Consider the following 11,988-nt stretch of genomic DNA (forward strand, 5'->3'; position numbering starts at 1 on the left):
GTACCGGCCGTCGGTCGCCACACTCGAGTCAGAACCGACCGACAGCACAATACTGTTATACTGACGCCTGTGAGTTCCACCAGACCGAATGAGTGACCGAGCGGGTGTCTCGACGGCGAGCGATTCGAGCGACGGCGAGCCTGTAAACGGCGGGATCAGCCGACGCGCGGCGTTGAGCGCGACGGCGGCCGGACTGACGATACCGACGAGCGGCTGTATCCGCCAGATTCGAAGCGCCATCAATCGCGACGGCGTCGATCCGCTCTCGTTGACGATCACGACGCTGCCCGCCGACGGGGACCGCGAGAGCATCCGCCTCGCCCGCGAAATCGCCGCGGCGCTCGAGGCCGCCGGCATCGACACCGCCATCGAGATGCGCTCTAACGAGGAGTTTCTGCGCTCGGTGTTGCTCAACCACGACTTCGACGTCTACGTCGGTCGCCATCCCGGCGACCCCGATCCCGACTTTCTCTACGAGACGCTGCACTCGACGTACGCCGACGAATCCGGCTGGCAGAACCCCTTCGGCTTTACGAACCTGCTCGTCGACGAGCGCCTCGAGGAGCAACGCGCCGCCGAGGGCGACGAGCGAGCGGACGCCGTCGAGTCGGTCCTCGAGGCGCTGGCCCTCGAGCAACCGTTCGTGCCGATCTGTCGGCCGATCGAACACCGCCTCGCCAGGGCCGACCGATTCGACGGCTGGACCGACGGCCACCTCTCGACGCGGACGGGCTATCTCGGACTCGATACCCAACGCGAGGGAAGCGCCGAGCAACTGCGGACCGTGTACACGGATGCGCGACCCTCCCAGAATCTCAATCCGCTGAACGCGGAGTATCGCGACCGGGGAACGATTACCGATCTGCTGTACGATCCGCTGGCGGCCGACGTCTTCGACGCCGGCGCGGAGGGTGACCTCGAGCCCTGGCTCGCCGAGGAGTGGACGTTCGACGGCGGAACGCTGGCCGTCGAACTCCGCCCGGAGCTGACGTTCCACGACGGCGAGGAGCTGACGGCCGACGACGTCGTCTTCACCTACGAGTTTCTGGCGGACACCGCACGCGGGGACGGCTCGGGTGCGGCGCCGTCGCCGCGCTACCGCGGTCGCGTCGCGGCGGTCGAGGCCGTAACGCGGGTCGACGACACCGCGCTCGAGTTCGAGATGGCGACCGGAGAAGACGCCGCCGAGCGAGCGCTGACGGTGCCGATCCTTCCGGAACACGTCTGGGAGGGGCGATCCGGCGAGGCGACCGTCCGGGGCGTTCGCATCGCCCAGGGGACGACCGAGGCGCTGACGACCGACAACGTTCCGGCCGTCGGCAGCGGCCCCTTCCAGTTCGCCGATCGAACCGACCGCGAGCACCTCACGCTCGAGCGCTTCGGGGATCACGTCACGCTGCGCGAGGACGTCGATCTCCCCGAACCGACCGTCGACGAACTGCGCGTCCAGATCGATCCGCGGAGCACGTCGGCGATCCAGCTCGTCGAAGACGACGACGCCGACGTGACGAGTACGCCACTCGAGAGCTACGTCGTCGACGATATCGACGTCGAGGAGACGGACGATCTCACGCTGCTCGAGTCGCCCACGTGGTCGTTTTACCACCTCGGCTTCAACACCCGGAAGGCGCCCTTTGGCAACCCGCGATTCCGGCAGGTCGTCGCCGAACTGATCGACGAGGCCTGGCTTGCCGAGGAGGTGTTTCACGGCTACGCCGAGCCGATCGCGACGCCGGTGACCGAGGAGTGGACGCCCGACGAGTTGGCGTGGGACGACGGCGATCCCGCGACGGCGTTTCTCGGCGCCGACGGCGAGGTCGACGTCGACGCGGCCCGGGAGGCGTTCGAGGACGCCGGCTTCCGGTACGACGGCGACGGCAATCTCCGGGTGAGACACTACTGATGTTACTGCAAGTGCTGACCCAGCTCGTCGTCGTCGTGGCGCTCATGGTGGGCGTTTCGATCGCGCTGTTCGTCGGCCGCTACCGGCTTCGAGCGACGCGAACCGAGTGGCGAGGCCGGATTCGAGCGGCTGCGCCGATCACGGCCGTGCTCGCGATCGTGCTCCTATTTAACAGCGTCGCCAGACAGGTCGTCCCCGACCTCTCGTGGATGATCGGCTGGAACCTCACGTGGGCGATCTACGACATCGAGGGGCAGTTCATCCTCTGGCTCCAGGACCAGGCGACGCCGTGGTTGACCGCCTACTTCTCGTTTATCTACATCTACGGCTACGTGTTCTTGCTCGTCTTTCCCGTCGTCGCCTACTTCGCGCTCTCGAACACGCGACCGCTGCGGCAGTTGCTCGCGGCCTACACGCTGAACTACACGCTCGGACTCGTGTTGTACACTCTCGTCATCGCCTACGGGCCGCGAAACATGATGCCCGAACTCGTCGAGGCGCTGCTGTACGATACGTATCCCCAGTACCAGCACCTCACGCGACAGGTAAACCGGAATACGAACGTCTTCCCGTCGCTGCACACCTCGCTTGCCGTGACCGTCTCCGTGCTCGCGTTCCGCACGCGGGACGTCTACCCGAAGTGGAACGTCGTCGCCGGCTTCCTCGGTCTCTCGGTCGCGATCTCGACGATGTACCTGGGCATCCACTGGGCGATCGACGTCGTCGCCGGTATCGCGCTCGCGTGGATCAGCGTCGAACTCGCGGGGATACTGGTCGGTCGCTGGTCGGTCGGCGAGTGGGTCAGCGACCGCGTGGCGTCGCTTCGAAATCGGTGATCGACCGCCCCTGACTGCGGTGACGACCCGCTGGCGTCTCGAGCGACGACCGGAGACCTGACTCGAGGCGTCGGTCGACCGACTCCGGCGGGTCTTCGAGTCGGTATCGTGAGCAGCGGAGAAATGGGCGGACGAATCGGTTACCCGAACGAGTCGAGCGACGATTGACGTTCGCGGGCGGTTTCGGCGTCGGCCGCGAGATCGTACCCGACTAGCTCCCGCATATCGACGGCGTAGGTCGTTCCGCCGTTCTCGAGAACCAGTAGCCGGCCCTTGACGCCGACGACGGTGCCCGAGGCGATGGTCTCGGGGACCGGCTGTCGGCCGGCCTCGAGCCCGAGTTCGTACTCGAGCGCGAAGCGATCGATGACGTCGAACTCGTCGAGGACGGCCTCCCAGTCGTCCTCGTCGACCGTCGCGGCGAGCGACGCGATCTTCGCCGGCGTTCGGACGCGGTCGACCAGTCGCTCGGCGATCTCGGCCTCGAGTTCGCGGGCGATCCGGCCGTTCGAGACGGTGTGGACGTGGGCCGCCCGGTCGGCGCCCTGCTCCCGAAGCCGGGTCTCGAGGCGCTCGAGTTTCGTGACTCCGACCTTGAACGTGTCGGGGGCGAACGCGGCGATATAGACGGCATGGGTCTGGTAACAGTCCATCTCGTCTTTGAGACAGGTGCCGGTACAGCGAGCGCACACCCACGTGCTGGTGTGATACTCGCAGTACGGCGCCGACGGCCGGTCGCAGGCGACGTGGTCGCCGCGTTCGTCGATCGTGCCGGCACAACGGCGCGAACCGAGCGCGTACTCGAGTCGCGTTCCGGGCTCGAGGGGCCGGCGTTCGACCGCGCCGCCGGTGGCGAGTACCAGCGCCGACCCCCGACCGCTCGGCTCGTATCCGACGAGTTGCACAGTTCGTTCGGAGTTGGGACCGCCGGCAAATATACCGTTCGTTGTCCCGGTCGGTTGCTGGAATCGTCGGCCGACGACCGATGGTTCGAGCCAAGGCCTATCCACGCCGCCGTCGAAGTAAGGGGTATGGCACTCGAGGGAACGCTCGAGGCGGACGTATCGACCGACGGCCGTGGCTCGACGATAGTCGAGTTCTCCTTTCGCGTCACTAACGAGGGATCCGAACCCGTCGAGGTACAGTTTTCGGACGCCTGCAAGGCGGAGTTCGTCGTCACCGACGACGGCCGAGAGGTCTGGCGCTACACCGACGGCAAGCTGTTTACCCAGATGCTCAGTGCGGAGCGACTCGCGCCCGGAGAGACGGCGACCTACGAGGCCGAGTGGACGGATCCCCTCCCCGGCGGGTACGTCGCCGCCGCCGAGTTACGCGCTCGAGAGGCGACCTGCGAGGCACGGACCGATTTCGGCGTCTCGAGTTGATGTCCTGTGGGGCGTCACGAACAGCCACCGACGCCCCAGATTTTCATAGTTAGCCAACGGGTTTTTCCGTGTTAGAAACTCGAGTTCGTGAATCGAAGGAGTACTATTCCCCTTTGTCAAAGAGTATAAATCGGTGCTATCCTAACGAACGGATATGCAAGCGCTGGTTATCGCGGCGCACGGCTCACACCTGAATCCGAACGCGTCGGATCCCACCTACGCCCACGCGGATACCGTCCGCGAGACGGGCGCCTTCGACGAGGTCCGCGAGGCGTTCTGGAAGGAAGAACCGCACTTTCGCGAGGTAATCCGCACTCTCGAAGCCGACGAGGTGTTCGTCGTCCCGCTGTTTATCAGCGAGGGCTACTTCACCGAACAGGTCATCCCGCGCGAACTGCGACTCGACGACTGGGATCCCGAGCGGTGGGACTCCGACGGGACGAGCGCCTCGCAGGCGACGCTCGCGGTCGACGACGTCGACAAGACGGTCCACTACTGCGGGCCGGTCGGCACCCACGACGCGATGACGGACGTCATCGTCCAGCGCGCCGAGAGCGTGACCGAGGATCCGGACGTCGGGGAGGGCTTCGGCCTGGCCGTGGTGGGCCACGGTACCGAGCGAAACGAAAACTCCGCGAAGGCCATCGAGTACCACACCGACCGCATCCGCGAGCAGGACCGCTTCGACGAGGTGAAGGCCCTGTTCATGGACGAAGAGCCGGAGGTCGACGACGTCACGGACTACTTCGAGACCGACGACGTCGTCGTCGTGCCGCTGTTCGTCGCCGACGGCTACCACACCCAGGAGGATATCCCCGAGGACATGGGGCTGACCGAGGACTACCGACTGGGCTGGGATGTGCCCGGCGAGGTCGACGGCCACCGCATCTGGTACGCCGGCGCCGTCGGCACCGAGGGGCTGATGGCCGACGTGATCCTCGAGCGCGCGGTCGACGCCGGCGCCGACGTTGGCGACGCCCTCGAGGCGGTCCGCCAGTCGGTCACCCTGACGGGCGACGGCGACGGCGACGCCACCCGACCGAACGCGGAACCGGGGGACTGACACGTGGGCGACGCACCCGCAGTCGACGACCTGATCGATGCGGTCGACGCCGGCGCAGACGGAAACGGGGACGCGGTCGCCTTCGACGGACTCAGCGTCACGCACGGGGCCGACGGTTACACCCTCGAGACCGCCGACGAGGAGTGGAGCGGCCTCGAGCGTGAGGACCTCGAGGACGCACTCGAGGCGCTGTCGGCGTACGTCACCAACTGGCGCTACTGGCAGCGGTCGGTCGGCGGCGAGGGGACCGCCCGCCGCGCGTTCCTCCGGTGGTGTGAGCGGGCGCCGGTGGCGGTCGATACCGACGCAGGCGCAACCGGCGACGCCGCCACCGACGCGACGATCGACCACCCCTCGATCGACGATCCGCTGTCGGTTCCCGAGCGCTACGACGCGCTGCGCGCGGGTCTCGACCGCGAGTGGGGCCAGCTCTGTCTCACCGCTCGCCTGGTCGACGACGCAGACGACGATCCCACCGGCGAGCGCGTCTACGACCTCTGGCACGTCGACGACGCCGACACCGATATCGCCGACCTCGAGGTGTACGACGAGCCACGCGACGCCCGCGAACTCGCGACCCACGACGAGGACGGACGATACCGGCCGTTGAAGACCGCGCCGACGCTTCCCTCGGGCTGGGCGTTTACGGGGCTGTCGGGCGATGAACTCGTCGACGCCGTCGAGTTCTTCTACCCCGCGACGGTCGCCAACTGGCACCGCGAACTGCGCGGCAACCTGGACGTCGACCACTGGACCGACACGGCCGAGCGCCAGAGCGGCATCTACGACGTGATCGACGAACTGCCCCGCGAGGCCGTCGACTGGATGGCCGAGGCCTGCTGTGTCGACTCGCAGTGTCTTCGCCGCCGCGAGTGGCAGTACGAGGACGGCGACGAACTCGACGTCGACGGCGGCGACGGACCGTTCCCCTGTCGCGAGCCCTGTTCGCTCGTGATCGCCGCCGCCCGCAAGTGGACCATCCTCGAGTCCGAGGAGGAACACACCTACGAACTCGAGTTGACCACGAGCGAGTACAACCAGCTCGCGGAGTTGATCGACGCCGTCGCCGAGGGCCGGACCGACGAGATCCGCGAGGCCGACGTCAACGACGGCGCGAACCGCTACCGGGCGCGGTACCTTCGCTCGAAGCGGTTCGACGACGAGGGCGACCTCGAGGCGAGGCAGGTCGACGACTGATACTGTCGGACGGCGGCGCCGACGGTCGTCTGTCGTCGACCGTCGACACAGCTACTCGAACGTAACGAACAAACAGGTTGCGACGCACCGGGTTATCGCACTAACAGCCCGATAGCGACGACGACGCCGATCGTAACGATCGCGAGGCCGAGCGTCGCGACGGTGCCCCCGATCGTCGCCGCCGTCACCGCACCGACGGCCGCCGCGGCGAGGCCGACCGCGACGACGGCGAGCGTCGCCGGCTCGAGCCCGGTCGCGTCGACGGCTCGCTCGAGCGGCGTCAGTTCGCGGTCGGCGTCGGGGCGGCTGGGCTCGGCCAGCGATTCGTCGACGTCGACCGCCTTCGGCGGCGGTCTGACGGTAACGGGAATCGAAATCGACTCCGAGCCGTAGCCCGTCAACACCTCGAGGGCGCCGGTAACCGGCTCGTCGATCGCCTCGGCGTCGACGCGGACCGCGACGTAGGTCTCGCTGTCGGCTTCGACGTAGTAGTTCGCCGTCTCGAGCGACGCGATCCGGGCCAGGTCGCCGGCGAGCCGACAGTGGACGTGTGCCGGCGTGCCGTGGCTCTGCAGACAGCAATCGAAGGAATCGCGAGTATCGATGCTGTCGACGGTCGACTCGAGCGAGTCGGCGGCGCCGCGGTTGACGTGGACGGTGACCTCTTTGAGCACGGGGGAATCTGGCCGTCAGGCCGGGGTCTCTTCGCGCATGTCTGGCGGCAGCAGGTTCGGGATGCCGTCCTCGATCGGATAGCGCTCGCCGCACTCGGAACAGGAGAGGGCGCCGTCGACGATCTCCTCGTCGTCGTCGGCGGCGTATTCCGCGTCCTCGAGTTCCAGCTCGTGTTTATCCAACGGGCAACAGAGGATCTCAAGCAACGACTCGTTCATAGTACGTAGGCTGTTTGCCTCCAGCAAAAGGTTTCGGGAACGCCGTCGCCGCGACGGTCGGTGTCACGGCGACGCGGCGCTCGACCGATACAGACGGTCTGCTGTCCGTTGTTCCCGACGCACTCGCGACCCGGGCAGCGGTTGCGCCCGGTATATCGGGACAGCAAACCGTCTCAGTTCGACTGCGTCCGCTCGGTCGGCGGGATCGCCGACGCTCCGCTTTCGTCGGGCTGGGACCCCTCGTCCGGCTGTCCTGCGTCTGCGTCCCCGTCCCCGTCCCCCGGTCCCGTCTCCTCCCGAACGGTGCTGCCAACGACGAGGGCCGCGCCGATGATGACGAGGTTCTTGACGATGTACTGTCCCTCGACGGTCAGTTCGAAGGGAAACGAGACGAACGCCACTTCCGGAAGCAACACCAGCGGCAGGAAGGTCCCCGGCATCTGGAGGAACAACAGGAGAATCCCGAGCCTGATCAGCGGTCGGTAGAGCAGACAGACGCCGATGAGCACCTCCCAGACGCCGAGTATCGGGACGAACAGGTCGGGTGGCACGACGTACACCGTCGCGGCCACGAGCTCCCCGGCGGGACTGCCGCCGACCACCTTCAGCCCGCCGAACCAGATGAAGACGATGCCGAGTGCGAGCCGTAACACCGGGATCCCCCATCGTCCCATCTGCGCGGCGATGGCCCTGTCGAGACGCTCGAGTCGCCTGGCGACCGTTCCCGAACGGGCGGACACCGCCTCGATCCACTGCGGACGGTTACTCACGGAGAATGCACCTCGTTCTCGATAGTAGGGAACGAGGCGCCAAAAAACGTCGTCTGGACTGTGCAGCCTGGCCCGAACGAGCGGCGGTCGCTACTCGTAGGGGTTCTCGACCACGACGGTCTCCCCGCGACCGGGGCCGACGCCGACCGCGTAGATCGGCGCGTCGAGTTCGTCGCTGACGTACTCGAGGTAGGTGCGTGCGTTCTCGGGGATCGCCTCGTACCCCTCTTCGGCGACCTCGCTCCAGTCGACCTCGGGCCAGCCGTCGAACGTTTTCAGCGTGGCCTCACAGCGCCCCCACTGCTCGGTCGTTGCGGGCATCGTGAGGATTTCGTCGCCATCGAACTCGTAGCTGTGGCCGACCTTGACCTCGTCCAGTCCCGCGAGGACGTCGATGTGGTTGATCGCGAGACCCGTAAAGCCGTTCGCGCGAGCCGCGTGGCGCAGCATGGGCATGTCGAGCCAGCCGACGCGGCGGGGGCGACCTGTGACGGTGCCGTACTCGCCGCCCTCGTCGCGGATGTACGTCGCCAGCTCCTCTTCGTCCGCGCCGGCGCCGACATCAGCGTCGTAATCGGGCGTCTGACCCTCGACGCCGCCGAGTTCGGTCGGGAGCGGACCGGTGCCGACCCGCGAAAGGTAGGCCTTGACGATGCCGATGACCTCGCCCTGACCGACGACGGTCGGGCCGAGTCCGGTGCCGACGGTCGCGCCGCCGGCGGTCGGGTTCGAGGACGTAACGTAGGGGTAGATGCCGTGGTCGATGTCGATCGACGTCCCCTGTGCGCCCTCGAGCATGACGTTCTCGCCGTCGTCGATGCGCGCTTGCAGGAACGTCCCGCAGTCGACGGCCATGTCCTCCTCGGCGATGCGTTCGCCGTACTCGCGGTAGGTTTCGTAGAGGTGGTCGATATCGAATTCTTCGCCGGTCTCCTTGCCGAAGACCTCCTCGGCGAGGGCCTTCTTCTGGGGGACGACGTACTCGAGTCGTTCGCGCAGCGCGTCGGGGTCGAGCAGGTCGCCCACGCGGACGCCGCGTCGGCCCGCCTTGTCCTCGTAGGTGGGACCGATGCCGCGTTTCGTGGTCCCGGCGGCGAGGTCTTCTTTCTCCGCTTCTTCGATCCCGTCGAGCGCGCGGTGGTACGGGAGGATTACGTGTGCGCGCTCGGCAACGCGGACGTCGGGCTCGAGACCCCGTTCTCGAAGGGTATCGATCTCGTCGAACAGCGTTTCGGGGTTGACGACACAGCCGTTGCCGAGAACGCCGACTTTCCCCCGGACGGCGCCGGACGGCACGAGTGATAACTTGTACTTCTCACCGTCGTGAACGACGGTATGGCCTGCGTTGTCGCCGCCCTGATACCGGGCGACGACGTCGGCGGCGTCGCCGTACAGGTCGACGACCCCACCCTTGCCTTCGTCGCCGAGTTGCGACCCGACGATTGTGACGGTCATAACAGCGGCGGGTTCTTGCCGGGCCGATAAACAGATTACGGTATGGACGGCTCTCACACGTCTCGATATGCACAAGCGTGTACAACCGAACGCTCGGTCGGGACTCGGCCGACAGCAGTATTACCGTGGGACTCCAAGTGAGAAACGAGAGCTGACCACGCGTCGAAAAGTCGACATTCCAATTCGAATGACGAACTATACTGAACAGTCATGAAGGAATCAACGCGACCTGTTCGTATCCACCGCAACCCGAAACGTTAACTACTGACAGGAACGAACACTCAGTTGAGAGTGGACTGGCGGCGTTCGAGAGTAACTTTTAAAAGGTACAAAGACAAGTTAACAAATGCCATGATAGACCGACTTGAGAAGGAAGTTGATATGCTGGAACGACATCTTCAGGTTCTGAAGATGGTCATCGAAAACGAACCGATCGGGATCGTGAAGATGTCCAACGAGACGGGCTACCCCCACCACAAAGTCCGCTACTCGCTTCGCGTCCTCGAGGAAGAGAACCTCATCGAGCCCTCCAGCCAGGGTGCGATCAAGACCGAGCGCACCGCCGAATTCGTCGACGAACTCGACGACAAGCTCGACGACATCATCGACAAGCTCGACGGCATGAAGATCGAAGACGTCGCCGAAATCGAAGGCTAGTCTCTCTCCCCACTTTCGTACGGATTGCTGTCCCGATGTCCCGGCCCAACCGCCGCCCGGGTCGCAGGTGCGCCGGAACTGACGGACAGCAACCCGTATCAGTTCCCGCTCGAGTGACTCGAGCGGGGGAACTGGCGTCGTAACTCGCCACGCGAACCGCCCGACCGACCGTTCGCCAGCCGGACGGTCGAACGTCCCTTTTGTGATCGTTGAGACGACGAGCCGCCGCTCGCGGACTCGAGTGAAAATCGATGAAAAAACAGCGGTTGGATCGCCGACTCGAGACGCCGATCAGAGTTCTGGTACGTTCACGTGGAACCCTTCCGATCGGGACTCGACGAGACAGAGGTGGTACCCCTGCTTTCGCGAGAGGTTGACGTAGCTCAGTTTCGAGCCGCGGCTGAGGAAGCCACCGCCGGTCGCCCGCTCGGTGACCTCGAGCGCGCCGGGTTCGAAGTAACTCGACGTGACGACGGTCGCCGCGGCGAGTTCGGGGTAGTTCGCCTTGACCGCCGAGGCGGTCTCCTCGACGTCCTCGAGCATGCCCTGCGAGGCCGGAACGCGCGAATCGTTCAGGTTGGCGACGACTAGTGGGTTCCCCATTTTGTCGAACGCGACGACGTCGAAGCGCACCTCGTCGGGAACGTCGTCGGTGTCGTCGTCGGCGAGCGAGATCGTCGCGTCGAGTTCGGCGCGGTCGATCCGCGGGATCGCGTCGTAGAGATCGCCGAGACCGTCGGCGTTCCCGGTGTCGCGAATCTCGAAGAGCAGCGTCTGGGTGAGCCAGCTGACGAACTGGTGTTCCATCGTCTCGGTCAGGAACGTCTCGTAGGGCTGGCCGTCGACGACGACGTCCGTCGCGTCGAAGCCCGTGTGGTGTTCGAGACGCAGGTTGTCGGCGACCGCCGACTGATCGCCCTCGCCGTCGTGGGCCGACTCGAGGGTCGGCTGGCTCTTCGAGTCGTAGCGAACGAAGAGGTTCGTCTCGTTTAGCGCGCGCTGGCGCGGGAGTTCCGTTCCCGACGGCGTCGGCTCGGCAGCGGTGGCGTCGCGGGCGCGCTCGAGTTCGGTCTCGAGTTCGCCGATCCGCGAGCGGAGTCGATCGATCGTCGAGGAGAGGTCCTCGTTCTCCGAGCGCAGCCGGTCGCGCTCGGCCTCGAGTTGCTCGGCCGTCGCCGCGAGTTCGTCGCGCGTCGCTTCCAGCGTCTCGATACGGTCGGTGAGTTCGGCGACGCGCTCGTCGGCTTCGGCCGTCGCCTCCTCGGGCGCCGACCCCGTTTCGGCCTCGGCCGGCTCGGCGGGACTCGCCTCGGCCTGGCCCGTTCGCTGATCGCGCCGATCGGTCGCTCCTCGCTGTCGGGCCGACTGCTGGACGTGCGCTCGCGAGTCCTGTGACTGCTGTTGCGTCGCCCGCTGGCGTTTCGGCTCGGCGTTGGCGTTGCGCTGACCGGCGGCGGCCGGCTGTGACGGTGCGGCCGACGGTTCGGCGGCCGTCTCGCTGTTGTCCGGGTCGAGCGACGGTATACTGCGCGTCTCGCGCCACTGGGCTTCCTCCTGGAACCGCTCTTCGGTCTCGCCGTCGTCTGACTCTTCGACAGATTCGACCGGCGATTTCGAATCGGTACCCGACTCGGATTCGGGAGACGCAGACGTCGTCGCGACGTCCGCGTCGCCGGCGAGCACCGTCGTCGATTCCTCGTCTGCAGCGTCGACGTCGTCTTCGGTCCAGGAGATATCGCTCTGCTCGAGTTGCTCGGCGGCAGCCTCGACTTCGGCGAGGTCCGGTCCGGCGTCGTCGGTGGACCCGGCGTCGGTGTCGGTCTCAGCCT

The 11,988-nt window shown here is 66.3% G+C and carries 11 protein-coding genes and 1 pseudogene; 6 read left to right on the top strand and 6 right to left on the bottom strand.

Annotated elements, in window-relative coordinates; genetic code table 11:
- Positions 1–88 precede the first annotated feature (88 nt).
- Both C493_RS02880 and C493_RS02885 read left to right on the top strand, forming a co-directional pair.
- Entirely contained in the window at positions 89–1,903 is a 1,815-nt protein-coding gene (locus C493_RS02880) for an ABC transporter substrate-binding protein (RefSeq protein ID WP_007257897.1), read from the top strand.
- Positions 1,903–2,739: a phosphatase PAP2 family protein gene (locus C493_RS02885; RefSeq protein ID WP_007257898.1), complete on the top strand. Its 837-nt coding sequence runs from the start codon at positions 1,903–1,905 to the stop codon at positions 2,737–2,739. Before C493_RS02880 ends, C493_RS02885 begins: the two co-directional genes overlap by 1 nt.
- Positions 2,740–2,879: 140 nt before the next feature.
- On the opposite strand, the gene C493_RS02890 is transcribed toward C493_RS02885, so the two are convergent.
- Complete coding sequence (locus tag C493_RS02890) at positions 2,880–3,644, bottom strand: DUF2797 domain-containing protein (protein ID WP_007257899.1); 765 nt, start codon at positions 3,642–3,644, stop codon at positions 2,880–2,882.
- A 126-nt stretch (positions 3,645–3,770) separates the two neighbouring features.
- Here C493_RS02890 and C493_RS02895 point away from each other — a divergent pair, with 126 nt between their 5' ends.
- From C493_RS02895 to C493_RS02905, 3 genes are all read left to right on the top strand, one after another.
- Entirely contained in the window at positions 3,771–4,124 is a 354-nt protein-coding gene (locus tag C493_RS02895; RefSeq protein ID WP_007257900.1) for a BsuPI-related putative proteinase inhibitor, read from the top strand.
- Positions 4,125–4,278: 154 nt separating this feature from the next.
- On the top strand, positions 4,279–5,187 hold the full coding sequence (locus C493_RS02900; RefSeq protein ID WP_007257901.1) for a CbiX/SirB N-terminal domain-containing protein: 909 nt from the start codon (positions 4,279–4,281) through the stop codon (positions 5,185–5,187).
- Between the two features lie 30 nt (positions 5,188–5,217).
- Positions 5,218–6,384, top strand: a complete 1,167-nt coding sequence (locus tag C493_RS02905) for a DR2241 family protein (RefSeq protein WP_241430867.1) — start codon at positions 5,218–5,220, stop codon at positions 6,382–6,384.
- Between the two features lie 92 nt (positions 6,385–6,476).
- Here C493_RS02905 and C493_RS02910 read toward each other — a convergent pair whose 3' ends face one another.
- The 4 genes and pseudogenes from C493_RS02910 to C493_RS02925 all read right to left on the bottom strand — a co-directional run bounded on the left by C493_RS02910 (position 6,477) and on the right by C493_RS02925 (position 9,502).
- Positions 6,477–7,058, bottom strand: a complete 582-nt coding sequence (locus tag C493_RS02910) for a DUF7524 family protein (protein ID WP_007257903.1) — start codon at positions 7,056–7,058, stop codon at positions 6,477–6,479.
- A 15-nt stretch (positions 7,059–7,073) separates the two neighbouring features.
- A complete protein-coding gene (locus C493_RS02915) occupies positions 7,074–7,277 on the bottom strand; it encodes a methytransferase partner Trm112 (protein WP_007257904.1) in 204 nt (67 codons plus the stop codon).
- Positions 7,278–7,567: 290 nt separating this feature from the next.
- Positions 7,568–8,026: pseudogene (locus C493_RS02920) on the bottom strand (hypothetical protein); the annotation flags it as partial.
- A gap of 111 nt (positions 8,027–8,137) precedes the next feature.
- Complete coding sequence (locus tag C493_RS02925; protein ID WP_007257906.1) at positions 8,138–9,502, bottom strand: adenylosuccinate synthase; 1,365 nt, start codon at positions 9,500–9,502, stop codon at positions 8,138–8,140.
- A 351-nt stretch (positions 9,503–9,853) separates the two neighbouring features.
- Between C493_RS02925 and C493_RS02930 the strand changes: the two genes are divergently transcribed.
- Complete coding sequence (locus C493_RS02930) at positions 9,854–10,159, top strand: hypothetical protein (RefSeq protein ID WP_007257907.1); 306 nt, start codon at positions 9,854–9,856, stop codon at positions 10,157–10,159.
- Between the two features lie 291 nt (positions 10,160–10,450).
- Here the strand turns inward: C493_RS02930 and C493_RS22950 are convergent.
- The coding region (locus tag C493_RS22950; protein WP_007257908.1) for a DUF7527 domain-containing protein at positions 10,451–11,988 on the bottom strand (1,538 nt) is incomplete at its 5' end.

This window comes from Natronolimnohabitans innermongolicus JCM 12255, assembly GCF_000337215.1.
In the GTDB taxonomy this organism is placed as follows: Archaea; Halobacteriota; Halobacteria; order Halobacteriales; family Natrialbaceae; genus Natronolimnohabitans; species Natronolimnohabitans innermongolicus.